Raw genomic sequence first — 21193 nt, 5'->3', positions numbered from 1 at the left:
CCTTGCTTATGGCGCGCGCCATGGCACAGGGTCACCGGCCTTAGCCACGGCGGTGTTCAGCAGTACCGCATCCATGCCCAGCTCCATCGCGGCGGCCGCATCCGAGGGGCGGCCAATACCGGCATCAACGATCAGCGGTATGTGGGGGAAATGCGCCCGCATGGCGCGCAGCCCATCGGGATTACGCAGACCTTGTCCCGAGCCAATGGGCGCGCCCCAGGGCATCAGCACCTCGCAGCCCGCCTGCAGCAGGCGTTCGCCCACCACCAGATCTTCGGTGGTATAGGGAAAGACCTTAAACCCGTCCGCGCTTAGGATCCGCGCGGCCTCTACCAGGCCAAAGACATCTGGCTGCAGGCTGTCGGCATGGCCAATCACCTCAAGCTTGATCCAATCGGTGCCAAAGACCTCGCGGGCCATCTGCGCTGTGGTGACCGCCTCGCGGGCTGTGTGGCACCCGGCTGTATTGGGCAGGATCCGGGCGCCTGTTGCACGCAGCATCTGCCAAAAGTCGGTACCCGCGCCATCACTGGTTTCGCGGCGCAGCGACAGGGTGATCACCTCGGTCTTGCTGGCGGCAATGGCATCGCAGAGCACCGATGGCGAGGGGTATTGCGCGGTGCCAAGGAACAGGCGCGAGGCCAGTGGTATGCCGTAAAAGTCCATGGGTCAGCCTCCCTGCATCGGGGCAAGCACATCGATCCGGTCGCCGTCGCAAAGGGCGAAAGTTTTGCGTTTCGCGCGCGAAACAAAGGTTCCGTTGACAGCGGTGGCCAGCGCGAGGCTGGTCATGCCCAGTTCGGTCAGCGCCTCGTCCAGGGTGGTTGACTGGATGTCGTGGGTTTCGGCGTTGATCTGGATCTTCATGCGGAGGCTCCATTTTCTGGCTGTGGCTGCAGTTCTGGCTGCGGTTCTGGCTGGGGCATCAGGCGGCGGGCGGCGCGCTGGGCCATGGCGGGGGCCAGCAAAAAACCGTGGCGATACAGACCATTGAGGTGCAGCCTGCCGTCATGTTCGATCAGGCGCGGCAGGTTGTCGCCAAAGGCGGGGCGCAGCCCGGCGCCCAGCTCAACCACGCTGGCCTCGCCAAATGCGGGATGCAGCGCAAAGGCGGCGCTGAGCAATTCATTGACAGAGCGTAGCGTCGGCGCGCGGGTTGAATGGCTCTCAACCATGGTGGCGCCGATCATGAAATGCTGATCACCGCGCGGCACCAGATATAGCGGGATGCGCGGATGCAACAGGCGCAGGGTGCGGCTGATGTCAACCTCAGCGCAGTGCAGGATCGCCATCTCACCGCGCACCGGGCGCAGACCGGGCAGGGCGGCGGCCATGCCGGTGCAGTTGAGATCGACCTCTGCTGGCGCTTGTGTGTCATAGCGGATCTCGCCGCCCATAGCCGTAATGGCCGCGCTCAGGTCTTGTAGCGCGCGGCGCGGATCAAGATGCGCCTCGCTCTGAAAGAACAAACCACTGCTAAAGCGCCCGGCCAGCGCGGGCTCCAGATCGGCAATCGCGGCACCGTCCAGCACCCGGTGCGCCTCTGTACGGCGGGCAAAGCGGCTGAGCTCGGCGTGATCGCGCGGCGGCGCCACCACAAGGGAGCCGCGCCGGCTGACCGGCGTGATGGTCTCCCACCAGTCGGCCGCCCGTGCGCCCAGGCTGACCACTTCGGCCTCGGCGCTTTCGCCTTCGCACCAGGGCGCCAGCATACCACCGGCATAGCGCGCAACGCTGGCGGCACCAGGGCCTGTGCCCCGTTCATACAGGGTGACGCGGGCGCCGCGCTGCAACAGCTCATATGCGGTGGCCAGGCCCGCAAGCCCCGCCCCCGCGATTGTGATCATTCGCCCGGTTCCAGCGCAGGCTCACCTGCCACCTCAGAAGCGATCTCAGTGGCGGCCTCGGCGGCAGGGACATAGAGCTCACCCCCAAGGCGGAACTTGGCAGCCATCGCCTCCATGCCCTCTTTTTGCGCCTCGGCGCGGATGTCGTGGCTGATCCGCATCGAGCAGAATTTCGGCCCGCACATCGAGCAGAAATGCGCCACCTTATGGGCCTCTTTCGGCAGGGTCTGGTCGTGGAATTCGCGCGCTGTATCGGGATCAAGCGACAGGTTGAACTGATCCTCCCAGCGGAACTCAAACCGGGCGCGGGACAGGGCGTCGTCGCGGCGCTGGGCACCGGGCATGCCTTTGGCGAGATCTGCGGCATGGGCGGCGATCTTATAGGTGATAACACCAACCTTGACATCGTCGCGGTCGGGCAGGCCCAGATGTTCCTTGGGTGTCACGTAGCACAGCATGGCGCAGCCGAACCAGCCGATCATCGCCGCCCCAATGCCAGAGGTGATATGGTCATAGCCGGGGGCAATATCTGTAGTGAGCGGCCCAAGCGTGTAAAACGGCGCCTCGTCGCAGCACGCGAGCTGCTTGTCCATGTTTTCCTTGATCTTGTGCATGGCCACATGGCCCGGGCCTTCGATCATCACCTGGCAGTCCCTGGCCCAGGCGATTTTTGTAAGCTCCCCCAAGGTTTCCAGCTCGGCAAACTGCGCGGCATCATTGGCGTCAGCAATTGATCCGGGACGCAGCCCGTCGCCCAGAGAAAAGGAGACATCGTATTGGCGGCAGATGTCGCAGATCTCGTCAAAATGCTCGTAGAGAAAGCTTTCGCGGTGATGGTGCAGGCACCATTTGGCCATGATCGAGCCACCACGCGACACTATGCCGGTGACGCGCTCGACTGTCATCGGCACCATGTGCAGCCGCACACCGGCATGGATGGTGAAATAGTCAACGCCCTGTTCGGCCTGTTCAATCAGCGTGTCGCGGAACACCTCCCAGGTCAGGTCTTCGGCGATGCCATTGACCTTTTCCAGCGCCTGATACAGCGGCACGGTGCCAATAGGCACGGGGCTGTTGCGCACGATCCATTCGCGGGTGTTGTGGATGTTGCGTCCGGTCGACAGATCCATCACCGTGTCGGCGCCCCAGCGGATCGACCAGACCAGCTTGTCCACTTCTTCCTCCATCGAGGAGGTGACGGCGGAGGTGCCCATATTGGCGTTGATCTTGACCAGAAAGTTACGGCCAATGATCATGGGCGCAATCTCGGGGTGGTTGATATTGGCCGGGATGATGGCGCGGCCTGCGGCGACTTCCGAGCGGACGAATTCTGGCGTGACATAGTCGGGAATATTGGCCCCCCAGTCGTGGCCATCGCGGTGGCAGGGAGACAGCTCGCGCAGCTGGTTTTCGCGGATGGCAATGAATTCCATCTCTGGCGTGATAATGCCAGAGCGGGCATAGGCGAGCTGGGTGACGGCCTTGCCGTCCTTGGCGCGCAGGGGCGCAGGTTTCACCGGGAATTCCGGCGTCAGCCGCGCGCCCGAGACAAAGCCATTGTCGGCCTCGGTGATCTCGCGGCCCTGGTATTCCTCGACATCGCCACGGGCGAGGATCCAGTCGCGGCGCAGCTGCGCCAGACCCTGGCGGATGTCTGTCTGCTGGTCGGGGTCGGTATAGGCGCCAGAGCTGTCATAGACCGGCAGCGGCGCTTCGCCTGAGGTGGGATGGGTGGCGATCTCTCGCATGGGGACGCGGATATCGCGGTGGATTTCGCCGGGCACATAGATCTTGCGCGAGGCCGGCAGGGCGCCGGTCGTGACTTTGGGGGTCACCTTTGGGGTGATCGTGGGGGTCGCTTCAGTCATTGCGGTGCTCCTCGAGCCAATACTCAAAAAAGTCACCAGATGAGGCTTGGGTGGGAGGCACGGGGAGGGGCACGGCCCTCCCGGTTCAAACGGATCGGCAAGGGGAAACAGAGCCCTCGAACGATGCGTCCTAGCTTCCTACGCCAGTGTCAACTGGGTCAGGTTCAAAGGGTCGCGTCGCCAGGTGGATCGCGCCACCCCGTCAGCCTCTCAGTCCCCTCGGTGGGACTCCCCTGCGTAGGCTAAGACCTAGGGGAGGGAGTGGGTTGGCGTCAATCAGAATTTTGATAGATATTTATTTATGTTTAATAGCACTGCTCTAAGCCCAATTTTGGCGAAAGTTTTCGCATCACTGCAATTGAGGTTGGAGGCGGTGCGATTTTTATCTATAAAATCTCAAAGGGTCACCTGACCCATGAAAACAACACTGCCACGCTCAAACAACATGCTCATCCTCAGGAGACTCTATGCTGGACGCCGCCCCCATTCGAACCAACTGGACCCGCGCCGAGGCGGAAACGATTTACAACCAGCCCTTTATGGACTTGCTGTTTGAGGCGCAGTCGGTGCACCGGCTGCACTATGATCCCAATCAGGTGCAGAAATCCAAACTCCTGAGCATCAAGACCGGCGGCTGTGCCGAGGACTGCGCCTATTGTTCACAGTCTGCCCGCAACGGCGCCAAGCTCTCGGCGAGTAAGCTGATCGAGGTTGAGCGGGTGCTGGCGGAGGCGCGCAAGGCCAAGGCGGGCGGTGCCACGCGCTATTGCATGGGGGCGGCCTGGCGCTCGCCAAAGGATCGCGACATGGCGGCGCTTGAGGCGATGATCCACGGGGTCAAGGAACTGGGCATGGAGACCTGCATGACGCTGGGCATGCTGGACGATAGTCAGGTGTTCCGCCTGCGCGATGCCGGGCTGGACTATTACAACCATAATATCGACACCTCCGAGCGCTACTACTCTGAGATCATCACCACCCGGACTTTTGCAGATCGGATTGATACTCTGAACCGGGTGCGCGAGGCGGGCATGAAGGTCTGCGCCGGCGGCATCGTTGGCATGGGCGAGCAGCAGATGGACCGCATTGACATGCTGCTGGCGCTGGCCACCCTGGCGGAGCATCCGGATTCCGTGCCGGTGAATATGCTGATCCCAATGCCGGACACGCCACTGGCGGATGTGCCCAAGCTGGACCCGATTGAATTTGTCCGCACCATCGCGTTGGCGCGGATCCTGATGCCCAAGAGCCATGTGCGTCTTTCGGCGGGGCGCTCTGTTATGAGCGACGAGCTGCAGGCGATGTGCTTTTTTGCCGGGGCCAATTCGATCTTTGTCGGCGACACGCTGCTGACAGCTGAAAACCCAGAAGAGGACAAGGATCAGGCGCTTTTCAACGGCTTGGTATCACCGCCATGGGAGTTGGCTGCGACGGAAGCCAGTCATGACGCAGGTGTTTGCCCGACAGGAGGCTGCACTGGACGACCTGCGGCAGATGGACCGGTTTCGCCGCCTGATACCCCGGGCCGGGCATGACTTTTCCTCTAATGACTATCTCGGCCTGTCCGTGAGTGACGTGCTGAAAGATGCCGCGATTGAGGCCCTGGGGCGTGGCGTTGCCGTCGGGGCGGGGGGCTCGCGTCTGTTGCGGGGCAATGACGCGGAGCATATCGCGCTAGAGCAGGAGGCGGCGGCGTTTTTTGGCACCGAGGCGGCGCTGTTTATGGGCGGGGGGGTCAACGCCAACCAGGCGATCTTTTCCGCCCTGCCGCAAAAAGGCGATCTGGTGCTCTATGATGCGCTGATCCACGCCAGCACCCATGATGGCGTGCGACTGGGCCGGGCCGAGACGCGCAAATTTGCTCATAACGATGTCAAGGCGGCGGCGGATGAGATCGCCCGGTGGCGGGCTATGGGCGGAGCTGGCCAGATCTGGATCGCCATCGAGGCGGTCTATTCCATGGAGGGGGCTTTGGCGCCGCTGACGGCCATGTGCGCGCTGGCGGTGCAGGAAGATGCGGTTCTGGTGGAGGATGGAGCCCATGCCACCGGCCTGTTTGGGGATCTGGGGCGCGGTCTGGCGCATGGCATTGCGCATCGCCCCAAGGTCTTGACCCTGCACACCTGTGGCAAGGCGCTGGGGGCGTCTGGCGCTCTGATCTGCGGCGCAAGGGTGCTGATTGAAACCCTGATCAACCGGGCCCGGGGGTTCATTTTTGCCACGGCGCCGTCGCCGCTGAATGCGGCGCTGGCGCGCGCTGGGCTCAGGGATCTGGCGACAAACCCGGCGCGGCGTCAGCGGGCCTGGGACAACATCGACCATGCCCAGGCCGAGGCGGCGCGTTTGTGCGGCTTGCGCGGGTATGACAGCCAGATCCTGCCGGTGGTGCTGGGCAAAGAGGGGCTGTGCATGGCGGTGGCGGGCCATTTGCAACGGCAGGGGTTCGACATCCGGGGTATCCGGCCGCCGACAGTGCCACAGGGCACGGCCAGATTGCGGATTTCCATCACTGGAACGCTTACCAAACCGGTGATTACTGAATTGTTTGAACGGCTTGCTCCTGAGCTGGAGCGAGTGGATCTGGACGTAGCCGCAGCGCAAACGACCGCTGTTGAGGCCCCCGCAGTGGAGAGCCCCGCTGTTGAGGCCCCCGCTGTGGAGAGTCTGGTACTGGAGCCCCAGGCATGAGCGCACTTGTGGTGACAGGCAGCGATACAGGCATCGGCAAAACGGTGTTTTCAGCCGGATTGGTGCAGGCGCTGGGGGCCAGCTATTGGAAGCCGGTGCAGGCAGGATTGCAGGAGGAGACCGACAGTCAGGTCGTGGCGCGTCTGTCCGGCCAGCCAGTCCTGCCCGAGGGCTACCGGCTGCAGCTTGCGGCCTCGCCGCATCTGGCCTGCGAGGCGGAAGGCGCAGAGATTGATCCTGCGACCCTCGCCCTGCCGGATCATGCAGGCCCGCTGGTGGTCGAGGGGGCAGGCGGGCTGATGGTGCCGCTCAATCGAACCTGTTTGTATTTGGATCTTTTTGCCCGCTGGCAGGCGCCGGTCATCCTGTGCGCACGCACCCAGCTTGGCACCATCAATCACACCTTGCTGTCGCTCAAGGCGCTGCAGAACGCGGGCTGTTCAGTTGTGGGCGTGGCTTTCATAGGCGAGTCTGAGCCTGCGGTGGAAGAGACCATCTGCCAGTTTGGACAGGTGCGCCATCTGGGGCGCTTGCCGATGGTTGCTGATCTGGACCGAACCTCCCTGGCTGAGGCCTGGCAAAACCACATCGACCTTGACGCCATCAAACAGGCCATGACCCCATGACTGCATCTGACCTCAGCCAGCTGGAATTTGACCAGCGCCATCTGTGGCACCCCTATACCAATGTCGCCAAGCCGGGTCCGACCTTTCTGGTAAAGGAAAGCGCGGGCGTGTATATCACCCTTGAGGATGGCACCCGGATGATTGATGCCATGTCCTCGTGGTGGTGCATGATGCATGGGCATAATAACCCGGTGATTACCCAGGCCATCCATGATCAGCTCGACCGGATGCCGCATGTGATGTTTGGCGGGCTGACCCATGATCCGGCCATTGATCTGGGGCGCAAACTGCTTGCGATCACCCCCGACAGCCTGACGCGGATTTTCTACTGTGACAGTGGCTCGGTCGCGGTTGAGGTGGCGATGAAGATGGCGGTGCAATACCAGCATGCCATGGGGTTTGAGGGGCGCAGCCAGTTTGCCACCCTGCGTTCGGGCTATCATGGCGACACCTGGAAAGCGATGAGCGTTTGTGATCCGGACACCGGCATGCATCATCTGTTTCAGGGGGCGCTGTCGGTGCAGCATTTTGTCCCCCGCCCGCCGATCCGTCTGGGCGAGGACTGGATTGACGCCCCGGCGCTCAACGGCATCGGCGCGCTGCAGACCCTGCTGGAAGCCAATGCGTCGCAGATCGCCGGATTTATTCTGGAGCCTGTGGTGCAGGGTACGGGGGGGATGCATTTTTATCATCCTGAGTACCTGAACCAGGCGCGCGCCCTGTGTGATGCGCTGGGCATCCTGCTGATCTTTGACGAGATCGCCACCGGCTTTGGCCGCACAGGAGAGATGTTTGCCACCGGGTTTTGCCGCGTTGAGCCGGATATCATCTGTTTGGGAAAGGGGCTGACAGGGGGGCATATCTCGTTTGCCTGCACCATGGCCAATGAGCGCGTCGCACTGGGCATCGGCAACGGAAGTCCCGGCATTTTCATGCATGGCCCCACCTATATGGCCAACCCGCTCGCCTGCGCGGCGGCTGGCGCTGCGCTGGATCTTTTGTGCGGGCAGGACTGGCAGGCCAGGGTTGCATAGCTTGCGGCACAGATGCGCGACGAGCTGGCCCCGGCGCGCGCCCTGCCCAATGTGGCCGATGTGCGGGTGCTGGGCGGGATCGGCGTTATCGAGATGAAGCACCGGGTTTGCGCCGATGCCGCCCATGCTCGCGCCCCGGAAATGGGGGTCTTTCTGCGGCCCTTTGGCAAAAATATCTACGCCATGCCACCCTTCATTACGTCTCCTGACCAGCTGAGCGAGATCACCTCGGCCATGTTGCGTCTTGCGCGTGAGCTGTAATCAGCGCTGTCGTCGCACAAGAGCCACGCTGCCGGGACGCAGTGCAGGTCAAACACCGCAGGGATTCGATGCCAATTGTCGCAAATTCTGGCTTTGCGCTTTAGTAATTTGAATGATGAAACAAGAAATTCCCGATTCTGTGCCGTGAATCATCGACAAAGGGTCGCAAAACGTTCAATTTGTTGTGGCATACCCGGTCACACTTGGGCAGATACAGATTGCACGACTGAAATCGAGACGCGAGCCTCGCGCGCGTCTTTGAGATTTTTGAACCCAAAGGTTCCACTATACTCCGCCGCACCGATCTTGGGAGTGCGGGGAAATAAAACAGGGAAATCACCAATGAAGACTTCAACATTTGCATGCGTTCTTGGCGCCGCCTCACTGGTTGTCGGCATGGGACAGGCGGCCGAGTTGGGCGCTGTGGACAAACCAATCAAGCTGGCGATCAACGAATGGACCGGCCAGCACGTCTCTACCCATATCGCCGGTGAGATGCTGAAAGCGGCGGGCTACAAGGTCGAATATGTCACCGCAGGCCTGCTGAACCAGTTCCAGGCCATCGCCGATGGTGATATCCACGCCACAATGGAAATCTGGTCTTCCAATGTGTCTGAGCAATATGCCGGTAAGGTGGCCGAAGGCACGATTGTCGAGCTGGGTGATCTGGAACTCGACGCCAAGGAAGGCATCGCATACCCCGCACACGTGGCAGAGCTGTGCCCCGGTCTGCCCGCCTGGGAAGCGCTGAAGGATTGCGCGCCGCTGTTTGCCTCGGCCGAGACCCTGCCTGCCGGACGTCTGGTTGACTACCCTGCCGATTGGGGCACGCCCGGTGCCGACCGCATGACCGGTCTGGAACTGCCATTCAAAGCGGTGCCTGCGGGTTCTGAGGGCGCTTTGATTGCCGAGCTGCGCGCCTCAACCGAGCGCAAAACGCCGCTGCTGATCACCTTTTGGCAGCCCCACTGGGCGATGTCCGCCTATGACGTGAAATTTGTCGATCTGCCGGTTGGCGAAGAGGCGTGCTTTAATGATCCGGCCTGGGGCCCGAACCCAAACGCTGTGAACGACTGTGATTTTGCACCCTCGCGGATTTTCAAAGCTGCCTGGTCCGGCACGGCTGAAACCTGGCCCGCTGCCTTTGAAATTCTGTCCAACTACACATTGGCGGTCGAAGATCAGCAGCCAATGATGGGCGCGATCGATGTGGATGGCGGTAAGGTCGAAGAGGTTGTGGCCGCCTGGATGGCCGCCAATGAGCCCGCCTGGCGCCCGGTTGTCGACGCCGCGACCAAGTGAGCGACGCACCTATGAGTGCGTCTGACACGCCTGCAATTTCCTGCCAGAATGTCTGGCAGGTTTTTGGCCCCAACGCAGACAGCGCCCTGAAAGAGGCGCTGTCGCAGCATAAGACCGCCTCTGATGTGTCTGAGGCGCTGCGCGCTCAGGGCCTTGTACCTGCGGTGCAGGACGCCAATTTTGAGGTGAAAGAGGGCGAACTCTTTGTCATCATGGGGCTTTCCGGATCCGGGAAGTCCACTCTCATCCGCTGTATCTCGCATCTGTTGCATGCCACCCATGGTGAAATCCGCATCGAGGGCGAGGACATCGTCTCGGCCAGCAAGGCGCGCCTGATTGAGCTGCGTCGCAAGACACTGGGCATGGTGTTTCAGCATTTTGGCCTGTTTCCGCATATGACCGTGGCCGACAATGTGGCCTATCCACTGCGGGTGCAGGGGATCAAGCGCAAGGTGCGTCGCGCCAAGGCGCAGGAGGTTATTGAGCTGGTTGGGCTGGCGGGCCGGGAGGATCACTACCCGCGTGAGCTCTCCGGTGGTCAGCGCCAGCGGGTCGGCATTGCGCGCTCGCTTGTGACCGACTGTTCCGTGTGGTTTCTGGATGAGCCTTTCTCGGCGCTGGACCCTTTGATCCGCCGCCAGTTGCAGGATGAGTTCCTTGATATTCAGAACAAGCTGAAAACCACCATTGTCTTTATCACCCATGACATCAACGAGGCGCTGAAACTGGCGGACCGCATTGCCATCATGCGCGATGGCAAGATTGTGCAGATCGGCACCCCCGCCGATATCGTGCTCAACCCGGTGGATGACTATGCGCGCGAGTTCTCAAAGGATGTCGCCAAGGGGCGCCACGCCAATGTGGCCTCGGTGATGCTGAGCCCGGAAAACCACGCCTATGGCGCCGATGATCCCGGATTGCGCCGCGACATGACGCTGGATGCGGCGCTGGCGCGCTGCATGGATCTGTATGAACCGGTGCCGGTGCGCGACCGTGACGGCTCCCTGGTGGGGGTCATCAATCCGGCCGATCTGGCTGCTGCCCTGCAGGTGGAAGCCGATCATGAATAGCCCCGTGGCCGCAAACCGCCTGGCCGCAAACCGCCTGGGCACAAACGGCCTGGGTAAAGGCACAGTGGCCGCGCTGATCACGGTTCTGGTGGGGGTGGCCTGCCTGCTGCTTGAGACGGCACTGCCCTGGCTTACGGCCTACCCAAAAATCTGGGTGCTGCCCGCAAGCGATTGGGTCGGCAGTGGCATGGCGGCCTTTCTGGGCTTTGCCAAGCCGGGCGCACGGCTGTTCTCAGCCCTGATGAACTATCCCATGGCGGCTGCCAATTTCACCCTGTACAATATTCCCTGGCCGCTGCTGATTGCGGCCACGGTGGCGCTGGGCTGGCGCCTTGCGGTGTGAAGATGGCTGCCATGGCGGCGACGGGCCTTGGGCTGGTGCTGTTGTCCGGCTATTGGCCGCAGGGCATGAACACGCTGGCGCTGGTAGCGGTCTCGGTGCCGCTGGCGCTGGTCGCAGGCGGGCTGATCGGCATTCTGGCCAATGAATTCCCACGGTTTCGCGCCCCGGTGCAGGCGATGCTGGATGTGATGCAGACCGGGCCGACCTTTGCTTATCTGACGCCTTTGCTGGTGCTGTTTGGCTTTGGCCCTGTGGTTGGCCTGATTGCCTCGGCAATCTATGCGGCGCCGCCGATGGCGCGCAATGTTTTGCTGGGATTGCAGCGGGTTGAGCCCGAAGTAAAAGAAGCCGCCGTGATGTCAGGCGGCACCCGGATGCAGCAGCTGTTTCAGGTCGAGATCCCGGCCGCCAAGGTGCAGATCATGGTGGGCGTCAATCAATGCCTGATGGCGGCGCTGTCGATGGTGATCATTGCCGCGGTGATTGGCGGTTTTGACGACATAGGCTGGGAAGTGCTGTTGACCATGCGCAAAGCGCAGTTTGGCAATGCCATGCTGGCGGGCTCGGTGATTGTGATCTTTTCCACCCTGATCGACCGCATGAGCGGCACTCTGGCGCAGGATCGCCGCCGTCTTTGGGATGCGCGGGTGGCCTATGGCATCCTCGCCCTCGGGGCGGCTGTGAGCCTTGCCTGTTGGAGTGCTTTGCCGGATGCCGGCAGCTATCAGCTGCTGGACCCGGTGGCCGTGGCGCTGGACGGCTGGCTGACAGATTTCACCCGCGCCAATGCGGATCTGCTGACCAGTTTCAAAAACGGCATCATGTTCTATGTGCTGCTGCCGCTGCGCATCGGTCTGGATCAGGCGATCCTGCCCTTTACCTGGGGATTTCAGTGGACCACCACCATGAGCTTTTGGTTCTTTGCCGCGGCTGCGCTGGCGGCTGTGGCTCTGGCGCTGCGGGGTCAGTTGACCCTTGGTCTGGTGGTTCTGATCGCGGCCGGGATTCTTGAAACTGGCGTGTCGCAACTGCCCTGGCCCTTGGTGCTGGTGGGCACCGGTGCGCTGGCCTGGGTGGCAGGCGGGCGACGGCTGGCGCTGTTGAGCGTCGTGTTGCTGGCGAGCATTCTGGTGTCGGGCCTGTGGGAGCGCGCCCTGCTGTCGCTCTATCTGTCGGGCGCGTCTGTCTTTGCCTGTGCAGTGCTGGGCGGCGGCATCGGCCTGCTGAGCGCGGTATCGCCAATGGCCTGGCGCGTGGTGCGCCCAATCTGTGATATGCTGCAGACCATTCCGCTGTTTGTCTTTCTGATCCCGGTGCTGATGGTGTTTCAGATCGGTGAGTTCTCGGCCTTTCTGGCGATCATCGCCTATGCCATCGTGCCGATGATCCGCTACACCCGGCAGGGGCTGGTTGCCACACCGGAAGAGATGATCGAGGCGGCAACCGCATCCGGGGCTACGGGTTGGCAGATGATGCGCGATGTGCGCGCGCCCTATGCGGCGCCAACCATCCTGCTGGGGCTGAACCAGACCATCCTCTATGCCTTTGCCATGCTGGTGATTGCGGCGCTGATCGGCACCACCGGGCTGGGCCAGTCGATCTATCTGGCCCTGGGGCAGGCGGATGTCGGGCTTGGGATTTCCGCAGGGGCCGCCATGGCGATCCTGGCGCTGATTGCCGACCGGATGGTTCAGGGCTTTGCCGAAGAGCGCAAACGCGCACTGGGTTTGGAGGTATAGTGGGCCTGGAGGTATAATGGGCCTAGAGGTTTAACCCGCAACATGACTGCGCGCGTCGCCTCATAGGGGCGGCGCGGCAATTCTGCCTCTGGCGTCAGGGCAGCATTGCGGATAGCACTGGGGGCGGAATTCCATAACACAGATGAGAGGGCTTTTGATGCATCTGGCCTATGTCATGACCGAGACCCGTGGGGCGACTGACCGCTTGCTGACCAATCTGGCCGACGCGCTGGACGCCAAAGGCATTCGCCTTGCCGGTATCGTGCAGAGCAATATCGAATGCAGTGATGACACCCTGTGCGATATGGATGTGCGGGTGCTGCCCGCTGGGGAAACCATTCGCATTTCGCAATCCCTGGGCGCCGGGTCGCGGGGCTGCCGTCTGAATCCAGAGGCGCTGGAACAGGCGGTCGGGCAGGTCACAAGCAGTCTGCATAAAGACCCACAGCCACAGGTTCTGATCGTCAATAAGTTTGGCAAACACGAGGCCGATGGACGCGGCATGCGCCCGGTTATCGGTGAGGCTCTGGCGCAGGGGCTGGTGGTGGTCTCCGGTGTCAACCGGATGAACGTCGAGCCCTTCAAGGCCTTCTCAGATGGCCTGGCTGTGCAGGGCGCCACTGAGGTGGAGGCACTTGTCGACTGGGTTGAGGCCTCTCTGGCCGAGGCATCCCTAGAGGCCTCGCAGGCCGAGGGCTGACACCGGCGGCAGAGGCTGCGCGACCGCGTGGCCCCATGCCTCTCCCTCGTGCCCTCTCCCATGCCTCCCCCTGTGCCTGCTCCCGTGCCTCCCCCAAGCCGTCACGCCCTCACCAGATGTCATGCGGCGGAGCCTCACGCGCTCTCTGGCTCACTCACAGTTGCACAGTTGCACAGTCGCACAGACCCACTGCCCGCAAGTCTATCCTCTGTTTTGACCTCTGTTTTGAAAATGAATGATCCAAAGCCGCAGCTGCACCGTATTCGTTACGATTGGAGGTGCTGAGATGATGAATTTTGTAGTGGCCCTGTTGCTCATGGTGATCGCTTTGCAGGCGAGAGCGGCAAATCTGAACATGCCTTTTGTCTCTGTTGATGGTGGCACAATGACCCTTTCGCAGTGGAGTGACCGGCCAATTCTGCTGAGTAATACCGGCCGGGGTTGCTGTGCTAGAGTTGCTTTATCAGGGCTTTCTGGGTCTGTGGCCGCTACTTTCCAGGGCGTTCCGGGCCTATCAGCGCGCCTTTGGGCGAAGCCATGACAGAGCGGTCGCACCTGTGGCACCCTGGGGTGCAGGTGCCGCCATCCAGACCCAGCCAGCCCAGATCCAGCAATAAGGCGTGATTGAAATGAAAAAACTGACCTCGTTTTTGCTCTTTGTGCTGCTGGTTGTGGGCGGTGGTATTATGATTGGCATTTTGACGGCGCCCGGAGACTGGTACGCGGCGTTGCAAAAGCCGGTCTTTAATCCGCCTAACTGGATATTTGCGCCGGTTTGGACGCTGTTGTATCTGGCCATCGCCTATAGCGGCTGGCGGCTGTGGACGGACGGGCATCGCGGCGTCCTGATGCGGCTTTGGGGCCTGCAATTGGGGCTCAACTTCCTGTGGTCTCCGGCCTTCTTTGCGGCCCAGATGCCCATGCTGGCCCTGGCTGTCATTCTTTGCCTCTTGCTGACCTTGCTGCTGCTGGTGCGACTGCTGTGGCGCTCTGAGCGGCTTTTGGCCCTGTTGAACCTGCCCTATGTGGCCTGGGTTGCCTTTGCCACGGCGTTGAATGCAGCCATCGTTTTTCTAAACTAGACAGGGTGAGGGCCATGCAGAGAAATGCGCTGGTTATTGGCGCGTCCGGCGGTCTCGGCAATGCGCTGGCCGCAGCACTGCACAGCCGGGGAGATCATGTCACCTGCCTGTCGCGCGCCGAGGACGGGTTTGACATTAGCTGCGAAGAGTCCGTAGCCAATGGACTGGCAGCATTGGACAAATCCTTTGATCTGGTTGTTGTGGCGACGGGCATTCTGGCAGGCCGCGCTGGCCCGGAAAAAGCGCTGAAAACAGTGAGCGCTGCAGAGATGGCACATCTGTTTGCGGTGAACGCAATTGGACCTGCCCTGGTTCTGAAACACGTCCGGCGCCTGTTGCCAAAGGACCGGCGCGCCGTTTTTGCCGCCCTCTCGGCGCGGGTTGGATCAATTGGGGACAACGCCCTTGGCGGGTGGTATTCCTACCGGGCCTCAAAGGCGGCTCTCAATCAGGTGATCAGAACGGCGTCTGTTGAATTGCAGCGCTCGCACCGGCAGCTGATTTGCGCAGCGCTGCATCCCGGCACCGTGGACAGCGCTTTTACGCAGGACTATCCGCAGCACCAAAAAGTGCCCGCGCTGCAGGCCGCAGGCAATCTGCTGGCGGTCCTGGATGGCCTGACACCAGGTGAGACCGGAGGCTTTTATGACTGGGCAGGCCAGGAGGTCCCCTGGTGAACCCAGTGTCATTGCCATTGCCAGTGCCCCCGCCCGTGCGCGGCTCTCCACGTTGTTTTGATGCTGGGCGACCAGCTGTCACCAGACATTCGCGCCCTTAAGACGGCAGACCGGAACCGCGACGTTTTTCTCATGGCGGAGGTTCATAGGGAGGCCAGCTATGTGCCGCACCACAAAAGAAAGTCGCCTTCATCTTTTTTTGCCATGCGCTATTTCGCTCAGAATCTCGAAAGGCTTGGCTGGCAGTGAAACGCCCTGGCGCCAAAGGCGTCATTTTCACGGATCCCGGAGAGCACCGTTTGAAGGACAAGATCGCCGACTGCTGCGATGGTACGGCGGTTCCGGTCGATTGTGTCGCAGGCAGGCGCTTGCCGCCCTTTAGCACCCACCGGTCAAATCTAACGTCCCTCAGTCAAATTCAGTGCCCGCAACAGGGCAGGGATCTGGTTTCTGACGCCGCCAAACCCCGCCTTTGCAGGCGGCCAGACAAGGTCATCATAGGTGCGGCGGATCTGGCGCAGCTCTATTCCGGCAGCCTGAAGCGGCGCGCGCAGCCCGTGCAGCCAGTCAGCAACCGGCCCTGCGGCAGCATAGGGGGTCACAACCACCCGTGTTCCCGCCTGTTGCGCCACCGAGACAATGTCACGCGCTGCGTTGGAGACCTCAACGACCTGATCGGTGTTTGACAGCGCCCGGGTCAGGGCATCCTGCACCGCGCTGCGGGCAAACCCCTCAACCTCGGGGCTCATGCCCATTGGCGAGCGGGGGCGGGGGGAGGTCAGGCCAGCAGTGGCGCGCGCCGCGCGTGGCAGCCAGGTTTCAACACTGCAATCCTCGTCGGTGATCAACAGCACAAAGTCACCCTCTGGCAGATGGGATGTTTCCGGCAGCGGCAGACAGGGGTGCAACTGCGGCTCACGCAGGGGCGGGGCAAAGGTCCCGGGTTGGTTGACCGGATTGAACCGGCCTTGGGTGTATTTCTGGATATTGGAGGCCCGCGCCAGATAGTGTTTGCCCAATGTGTGCAGCCCCGCCACCCAGCGCCAGCTGAGGGTATTTGCGGCAGGATCTCCATCCAACAGATGTTGCAGGAAAAAATCCGCGCCCAGCTGCCAGGGCAGGCGCAGGGTAAAGATCCAGATGGAGGCGAACCACATCCGCGCGTGGTTGTGCAGGTAGCCGGTGGCGACCAGCTCATGCAGCCAGACGTCGAAGCAGGCGATGCCGGTGCTACCGCTCACGGCATCGCCGTAGGCTGCGGCGAGACTGCGGTTGTCTTCGACCTCAAAGAGCAGTCTTTGCAGATCGGCGCGATAGCTGTGCCAGACACTGGGGTGGTGCTCCAGCCAGCCTTTGAAATAGCCGCGCCAGAACACTTCTTGAATGAATTTTGCCGCCTCTAGAGGGGTATGGCGCGCGAGTGTGGCGCGCAGCACCTCTTCTTCGCTGATCAGACGGTGCCGGATCCAGGGGGACAACGCCGAGACGTTGTGGCGCAGATCCGCGCCCAAATCATAGTTCCGAAGGCCTGTACAATGTGAGCCTGCCTGCCCGGAAAACTGAGCCAGACGAGACAGGCCCATGGTGCGCGTAGCTGTAAACGAGACCGGATCTCTTTGCTGTTTCAGCTCTGTGAACAGGTCTTGCTGGCTCATGGTGAACTCCTGCACCGGTCAGAAAAATTGCGCAGATTTCCCAGAGGCGGTTGGTTTCTTAGCTCCTCAAACCCCAGCGTATCTGTTCAATATACGCAGACAGGCATCAGAGGGATCTCATTTAGCAGCCGCCCAAATGGGTTTTCACGATGTGGCATAGCCTGCCTCTGGTCTTGCGTCTGATCCTGCGTCTGCAACAGTTTGAACGAGCAAAGCGGCTCTGGGTGGTGGCGGGGTGTTTCAACCCGTCTTGTCCAGACCATGGGAAAAATTCCTGTGCCAGCCCGGCGATCAGCCAGCCCGGCAGCGGCTGGCTTGGGCCTTAACTGGAGATGACTTCCAACAGCTCGATCCGGTTGCCAAAGGGGTCTTTAATGTAGATCCGCCGCAGGTCGGGGAGATCAATGTCGAATTGATAGGCAATACCACTGGCCTCAAGATGCGACATCGCAGCCTGCAGCGACACCACCCTAAAGCCGGGATGGGCCTTTTGTGCCGCCCTAAAGGGATCTTCTACGCCAAGATGCAGCTGAACATGCGGGGCTTTGAGCCATAGCCCACCGCGCCCGCGCAGGGCAGGTGGCTTTTCAACCTCCAAAAACCCCAGAATGCCGCCATAAAAGGCCCGCGCTGTATCCTCTTGGTCTTTTGGGATCGCAATTTGGATGTGATGCAGATCCAGGATCATCTTTTCAGGCCTCAGATAGGTCGATCTGTATGCCATTGTATACTATGCGTTGGATTTGTGACAAGCTGAGACCAAAGCAGGCAGTGCTTTGCTCACACTGAGGCGGCCAGCAGGTCTTGCGAATAGGCGTGGCGGGCCTGTCCGGTGCGCAGGGTCTCAACATCCATAATCTCGACGGTTTCACCACTTTTCATGACGGCAAGATGCTCGCACATATGGCCCACAACCGAGAGGTCATGCGACACCATCAGGGAGGTCAGCCCCTGTTTGTCGCGCAGATCGGTCAGCAGGTTCAGAATTTCGGCCTGCACCGAGACATCCAAAGCCGAAGTTGGCTCATCCAGCAGCAAAATGCTGGGTTCGGGTGCCAGGGCGCGCGCGATTGCAACCCGTTGCCGTTGGCCGCCAGACAATTGATGCGGATAGCGAAACCGGAATTTGGCCGCCAAGACCCACATCATCCAGCAGTTTTACCACCCGCGCGTCGATGTCGCGAAATCCATGCAGATGCAGGGTTTCGCCCAGCACCTGATCGACAGAGTGACGGGGATGCAGCGAGGCATAGGGATCCTGAAACACCATCTGAACGGTCTTGTAGAAGGTCTTTTGCCGTTTTTTGGTTATGACCTCTCCATCCACCGTAATCATTCCGGACCAGGTTGGCGCCAGACCCATAATAGCGCGTAAAATGGTGGATTTGCCCGAGCCACTTTCGCCGACCAGGCCAAAACTGGCACCGCGCTCAACACTAAAGGTTGCCTGACGCACCGCATCGACCCGGTCGCGCCCGCCGCCAAACCACACGTTTAGGTTCTCAACTGATAGCATGCTCATAGGCGACCACTCACGCTGGGGGCTTCGGACCAGGCAGGGTCACGGTTCAGAACGTCCAGTTTCTTGCGCGGCTCTTGCAGGCGCGGCAGGGAATTCAGCAAGCCACGGGTATAGGGATGTTTGGCGTCATGCAGGTTTTTGGCATCGCAGACCTCAACGATGCGCCCCGCATACATGATCAGCACCCGGTCGCAGAAATCCGCCACCAGATTTAGATCATGGCTGATAAAGATCAGCCCCATACCCCGGTCCGTGACCAGTTTGTCGATGATCGACAGCACCTGTCGCTGCACCGAGACCTCCAGCGCCGAGGTGGGCTCATCCGCAATCAGGATGTCGGGATTGGGGATCAGCATCATGGCGATCATGATGCGTTGCCCCATGCCACCCGACATCTCGTGCGGGTAGGCGCGCATCACGCGTCCGGGGTCCCTGATCGAGACAGCCTCAAGCATGCTCAGCGTTTTGGCATAGGCCTCGGATTTGCTGGCTTTGCTGTGCAGGCGGTAGGCTTCGATGATCTGCGCACCGACGGTCATCACCGGGTTCAGCGAGAACTTTGGATCCTGCATGATCATGGAGATGCGCTGACCACGCACCGCCCGCATCTCGCGTTCGGATTTGGCCATCAGATCCTCGCCCTGCAGCGAGATCCGGTCCGCGCTGACAATGCCGGGCGGGCGGATCAGGCGCAGGATAGCGCGACCGGTCATCGACTTGCCAGAGCCGCTTTCGCCGACAATGGCAAGGCGTTCCTTACCCAGCGAGAATGAGACGCCGCGCACCGCGTCAAACACGCCCTGACGGGAGGGGAACCGCACCCAAAGGTTTTCTACATCCAGCAGCGTCATTTTTCGCTATCCTTCGGGTCGAGAACATCACGCAGCCCGTCGCCGAGCAGGTTGAAGGCCAGTGAGACGGTGAAAATGGCCATGCCGGGCACGGTGGCGACCCACCAATGATCCAGAATAAAGCGCCGCCCCTCGGAAATCATCGCGCCCCATTCGGGGCTGGGCGGCTGCGCACCAAGGCCAAAAAAACCAAGCCCCGCGGCAGTAAGAAAAATCCCCGCCATATCCAAAGTGACCCGCACGATCAGCGAGGAGATGCACAGCGGCCAGATGTGTTTGGCGATAATGCGCAGCGCGCCGGCCCCCTGCAGCTGAATGGCGCTGATGTAATCCGAGGACCGGATGGTCAGCGTCTCGGCCCGGGCGATCCGGGCATAGGGGGGCCAGGCGGTCAGCGAGATCGCCAGCACTGCATTTTCGATCCCTGCGCCCAAGGCGGCGACAAAGGCCAGCGCCAGTACAAGGCGGGGAAAGGCCAGAAAGATATCGGTGATCCGCATCAGGATCTGGGCGGTCCAGCCCCCGGCATAGCCTGCCACGGTCCCCACCAGCAGCCCGGTGATGGGCGCGATCAGGGCCACCAGACCCACAATGTAGAGCGTAATGCGCGAGCCATAGATCAGCCGGCTCAGGATGTCGCGACCCAGACTATCGGTGCCGAGGATATGACCCTGTGATCCCAGCGGCTGCAGCCGGTTGCCAAGCTCCTGCGCAAAGGGGTCATGTGGCGCCAGCAAAGGCGCTGCCAGCGCGATCAGCCCCAATAGTATCAGAATCCAAAGGCCCACCATCGCCATGGTATTGCCCTTGAACGACAGCCAGCCCTGATACAGCGCCGAGAGCTTTGCATGTCTGCGGGATGTGGGCGTGTCGGTCAGCAACCACGCACGCCAGTTTTGCGCCTCAGCCATCTATTTCGCCCTCGGATCAAAGACCTTGTAGAGCAGGTCAGAGAAGATATTCAGCAGGATAAAGACCAGTCCAACCACCACGGTGCCGCCCATGACCGCGCTCATGTCAGCTGACAAAAGAGCGGTTGTGATATAGCTGCCGATCCCTGGCCAGCTAAAGATGATCTCGGTCAGCACAGACCCTTCCAGCAGGGTCGCATAGCTCAGCGCGATCACCGTGATCAGCTGCACGCGGATGTTCTTGAACGCATGCCGCCAGATCACCGCGCTCTCGGACAGGCCCTTAACCCTTGCAGTTGTGATATATTCCGCGCTGAGCTGTTCCAGCATGAACGAGCGCGTCATGCGGCTGATATAGGCCAGTGAATAATAGCCCAAGAGCGAGGCCGGCAGCACGATATGGCTCAGGGCGTCTTTGAAGACATCCCAGTTGCGGTCAAGGATACTGTCCACGAGGATCATGCCGGTGACAGAAGGCACGATATCGACATAGAAAATGCCAACCCGGCCCGGCCCGCCGACCCATCCCTGGATGCCATAAAACACCAGAAGTCCCATCAGACCCAGCCAGAAGATGGGCATGGAATAGCCGACCAATGCGATGACCCGGGCGATCTGATCGATCCAGGAGCCGCGCTTTACCGCCGCCACAACACCCAATGGCACGCCAAGGACAATGCCGGCAAAGACACCGATGGTGGCCAGCTCCAGCGTCGCCGGGAACACCCGTTTGATGTCCTCAGCCACCGGCCGGGCGGTCAAAAGAGATTTGCCAAAATCGCCGTGAATAACGTCCCAGACATAGAGGCCAAACTGCACAACAATAGGACGGTCCAGTCCCAGCTGCTCGTAGGCGGCGTCATAGGTGGATTTTGAGGCCTGCTCGCCGACAATCGCCAGCACCGGGACAATTGGCATAATGCGGCCAATGACGAAGGTGACGAACATCAGCCCTAGCATTGTAACGATGATCGAGCCCAGCGGCATAAACACCGCCCGGATCCAACGCTCAAGAGG

General features: G+C 61.1%; 18 protein-coding genes and 3 pseudogenes. 11 read left to right on the top strand and 10 right to left on the bottom strand.

Going from position 1 to position 21193, the window contains the following annotated elements; translation table 11 throughout:
* Positions 1 to 6: 6 nt before the first annotated feature.
* From B4968_RS14690 to thiC, 4 genes are read right to left on the bottom strand one after another with little or no spacing between them, the layout of a single operon-like run.
* Positions 7 to 666, bottom strand: coding sequence for a thiazole synthase (locus B4968_RS14690; protein WP_083100164.1), 660 nt, complete (start codon positions 664 to 666; stop codon positions 7 to 9).
* Positions 667 to 669: 3 nt separating this feature from the next.
* Positions 670 to 867 (bottom strand): sulfur carrier protein ThiS, encoded by a 198-nt coding sequence (thiS, locus tag B4968_RS14685; RefSeq protein WP_083100162.1) that lies wholly within the window; start codon positions 865 to 867, stop codon positions 670 to 672.
* Positions 864 to 1847, bottom strand: coding sequence for an FAD-dependent oxidoreductase (locus B4968_RS14680; RefSeq protein ID WP_083100160.1), 984 nt, complete (start codon positions 1845 to 1847; stop codon positions 864 to 866). Before B4968_RS14680 ends, thiS begins: the two co-directional genes overlap by 4 nt.
* Positions 1844 to 3715, bottom strand: coding sequence for a phosphomethylpyrimidine synthase ThiC (thiC, locus tag B4968_RS14675; protein WP_083100158.1), 1872 nt, complete (start codon positions 3713 to 3715; stop codon positions 1844 to 1846). The genes B4968_RS14680 and thiC overlap by 4 nt, the downstream gene beginning before the upstream one ends.
* 467 nt (positions 3716 to 4182) lie before the next feature.
* On the opposite strand from thiC, the gene bioB reads away from it, so the two are divergent.
* From bioB to B4968_RS14615, 11 genes and pseudogenes are all read left to right on the top strand, one after another.
* Complete coding sequence (bioB, locus tag B4968_RS14670) at positions 4183 to 5250, top strand: biotin synthase BioB (protein WP_139792853.1); 1068 nt, start codon at positions 4183 to 4185, stop codon at positions 5248 to 5250.
* Entirely contained in the window at positions 5159 to 6403 is a 1245-nt protein-coding gene (locus tag B4968_RS14665) for an 8-amino-7-oxononanoate synthase (protein WP_083100156.1), read from the top strand. The genes bioB and B4968_RS14665 overlap by 92 nt, the downstream gene beginning before the upstream one ends.
* Positions 6400 to 7029, top strand: coding sequence for a dethiobiotin synthase (gene bioD / locus B4968_RS14660; protein WP_083100154.1), 630 nt, complete (start codon positions 6400 to 6402; stop codon positions 7027 to 7029). The genes B4968_RS14665 and bioD overlap by 4 nt, the downstream gene beginning before the upstream one ends.
* Positions 7026 to 8324 (top strand): annotated as a pseudogene (gene bioA / locus B4968_RS14655) (adenosylmethionine--8-amino-7-oxononanoate transaminase). Before bioD ends, bioA begins: the two are co-directional and overlap by 4 nt.
* 342 nt (positions 8325 to 8666) lie before the next feature.
* Complete coding sequence (locus B4968_RS14650) at positions 8667 to 9626, top strand: ABC transporter substrate-binding protein (RefSeq protein ID WP_083100152.1); 960 nt, start codon at positions 8667 to 8669, stop codon at positions 9624 to 9626.
* A gap of 11 nt (positions 9627 to 9637) precedes the next feature.
* Positions 9638 to 10696 (top strand): quaternary amine ABC transporter ATP-binding protein, encoded by a 1059-nt coding sequence (locus B4968_RS14645; RefSeq protein WP_083100150.1) that lies wholly within the window; start codon positions 9638 to 9640, stop codon positions 10694 to 10696.
* Positions 10689 to 12778 (top strand): annotated as a pseudogene (locus B4968_RS14640) (ABC transporter permease). The gene B4968_RS14645 and the pseudogene B4968_RS14640 overlap by 8 nt, the downstream one beginning before the upstream one ends.
* Before the next feature lie 157 nt (positions 12779 to 12935).
* A complete protein-coding gene (locus B4968_RS14635) occupies positions 12936 to 13478 on the top strand; it encodes a DUF2478 domain-containing protein (RefSeq protein WP_083100149.1) in 543 nt (180 codons plus the stop codon).
* A gap of 629 nt (positions 13479 to 14107) precedes the next feature.
* On the top strand, positions 14108 to 14560 hold the full coding sequence (locus B4968_RS14625; protein WP_162843573.1) for a TspO/MBR family protein: 453 nt from the start codon (positions 14108 to 14110) through the stop codon (positions 14558 to 14560).
* Positions 14561 to 14574: 14 nt separating this feature from the next.
* Positions 14575 to 15237, top strand: a complete 663-nt coding sequence (locus tag B4968_RS14620; RefSeq protein ID WP_083100145.1) for an SDR family NAD(P)-dependent oxidoreductase — start codon at positions 14575 to 14577, stop codon at positions 15235 to 15237.
* A gap of 60 nt (positions 15238 to 15297) precedes the next feature.
* Positions 15298 to 15486 (top strand): cryptochrome/photolyase family protein, encoded by a 189-nt coding sequence (locus tag B4968_RS14615; protein ID WP_139792852.1) that lies wholly within the window; start codon positions 15298 to 15300, stop codon positions 15484 to 15486.
* 149 nt (positions 15487 to 15635) lie between these two features.
* Here the strand turns inward: B4968_RS14615 and B4968_RS14610 are convergent, their stop codons facing one another.
* The 6 genes and pseudogenes from B4968_RS14610 to B4968_RS14585 all read right to left on the bottom strand — a co-directional run bounded on the left by B4968_RS14610 (position 15636) and on the right by B4968_RS14585 (position 21163).
* Positions 15636 to 16892 carry an FAD-binding domain-containing protein gene (locus B4968_RS14610; RefSeq protein ID WP_083100168.1) on the bottom strand — a complete coding sequence of 419 codons (1257 nt, stop codon included), beginning with the start codon at positions 16890 to 16892 and terminating at the stop codon, positions 15636 to 15638.
* A 322-nt stretch (positions 16893 to 17214) separates the two neighbouring features.
* Positions 17215 to 17616, bottom strand: coding sequence for a VOC family protein (locus tag B4968_RS14605; protein ID WP_241525763.1), 402 nt, complete (start codon positions 17614 to 17616; stop codon positions 17215 to 17217).
* A 56-nt stretch (positions 17617 to 17672) separates the two neighbouring features.
* Positions 17673 to 18414: pseudogene (locus B4968_RS14600) on the bottom strand (ABC transporter ATP-binding protein).
* Positions 18411 to 19265: an ABC transporter ATP-binding protein gene (locus tag B4968_RS14595; protein WP_083100141.1), complete on the bottom strand. Its 855-nt coding sequence runs from the start codon at positions 19263 to 19265 to the stop codon at positions 18411 to 18413. The pseudogene B4968_RS14600 and the gene B4968_RS14595 overlap by 4 nt, the downstream one beginning before the upstream one ends.
* Positions 19262 to 20176 carry an ABC transporter permease gene (locus B4968_RS14590; protein ID WP_083100139.1) on the bottom strand — a complete coding sequence of 305 codons (915 nt, stop codon included), beginning with the start codon at positions 20174 to 20176 and terminating at the stop codon, positions 19262 to 19264. The genes B4968_RS14595 and B4968_RS14590 overlap by 4 nt, the downstream gene beginning before the upstream one ends.
* Complete coding sequence (locus tag B4968_RS14585; RefSeq protein ID WP_241525764.1) at positions 20177 to 21163, bottom strand: ABC transporter permease; 987 nt, start codon at positions 21161 to 21163, stop codon at positions 20177 to 20179.
* Between the last annotated feature and the right edge of the window lie 30 nt (positions 21164 to 21193).

The organism is Pseudophaeobacter leonis (genome assembly GCF_002087335.1).
Taxonomy (GTDB): Bacteria; Pseudomonadota; Alphaproteobacteria; order Rhodobacterales; family Rhodobacteraceae; genus Pseudophaeobacter; species Pseudophaeobacter leonis.
Note: the sequence above shows the minus strand (reverse complement) of the source record. Positions and strands in the feature narration are given on the sequence as shown.

Excerpts from the sequence above, each read along its gene's own strand:
- B4968_RS14690 (WP_083100164.1), bottom strand. The coding sequence starts at position 666 with ATGGACTTTTACGGCATACCACTGGCCTCGCGCCTGTTCCTTGGCACC.
- thiS (WP_083100162.1), bottom strand. The coding sequence starts at position 867 with ATGAAGATCCAGATCAACGCCGAAACCCACGACATCCAGTCAACCACC.
- B4968_RS14680 (WP_083100160.1), bottom strand. The coding sequence starts at position 1,847 with ATGATCACAATCGCGGGGGCGGGGCTTGCGGGCCTGGCCACCGCATAT.
- thiC (WP_083100158.1), bottom strand. The coding sequence starts at position 3,715 with ATGACTGAAGCGACCCCCACGATCACCCCAAAGGTGACCCCCAAAGTC.
- bioB (WP_139792853.1), top strand. The coding sequence starts at position 4,183 with ATGCTGGACGCCGCCCCCATTCGAACCAACTGGACCCGCGCCGAGGCG.
- B4968_RS14665 (WP_083100156.1), top strand. The coding sequence starts at position 5,159 with ATGACGCAGGTGTTTGCCCGACAGGAGGCTGCACTGGACGACCTGCGG.
- bioD (WP_083100154.1), top strand. The coding sequence starts at position 6,400 with ATGAGCGCACTTGTGGTGACAGGCAGCGATACAGGCATCGGCAAAACG.
- B4968_RS14650 (WP_083100152.1), top strand. The coding sequence starts at position 8,667 with ATGAAGACTTCAACATTTGCATGCGTTCTTGGCGCCGCCTCACTGGTT.
- B4968_RS14645 (WP_083100150.1), top strand. The coding sequence starts at position 9,638 with ATGAGTGCGTCTGACACGCCTGCAATTTCCTGCCAGAATGTCTGGCAG.
- B4968_RS14635 (WP_083100149.1), top strand. The coding sequence starts at position 12,936 with ATGCATCTGGCCTATGTCATGACCGAGACCCGTGGGGCGACTGACCGC.
- B4968_RS14625 (WP_162843573.1), top strand. The coding sequence starts at position 14,108 with ATGAAAAAACTGACCTCGTTTTTGCTCTTTGTGCTGCTGGTTGTGGGC.
- B4968_RS14620 (WP_083100145.1), top strand. The coding sequence starts at position 14,575 with ATGCAGAGAAATGCGCTGGTTATTGGCGCGTCCGGCGGTCTCGGCAAT.
- B4968_RS14615 (WP_139792852.1), top strand. The coding sequence starts at position 15,298 with ATGCTGGGCGACCAGCTGTCACCAGACATTCGCGCCCTTAAGACGGCA.
- B4968_RS14610 (WP_083100168.1), bottom strand. The coding sequence starts at position 16,892 with ATGAGCCAGCAAGACCTGTTCACAGAGCTGAAACAGCAAAGAGATCCG.
- B4968_RS14605 (WP_241525763.1), bottom strand. The coding sequence starts at position 17,616 with ATGGCATACAGATCGACCTATCTGAGGCCTGAAAAGATGATCCTGGAT.
- B4968_RS14595 (WP_083100141.1), bottom strand. The coding sequence starts at position 19,265 with ATGACGCTGCTGGATGTAGAAAACCTTTGGGTGCGGTTCCCCTCCCGT.
- B4968_RS14590 (WP_083100139.1), bottom strand. The coding sequence starts at position 20,176 with ATGGCTGAGGCGCAAAACTGGCGTGCGTGGTTGCTGACCGACACGCCC.
- B4968_RS14585 (WP_241525764.1), bottom strand. The coding sequence starts at position 21,163 with ATGCCGCTGGGCTCGATCATCGTTACAATGCTAGGGCTGATGTTCGTC.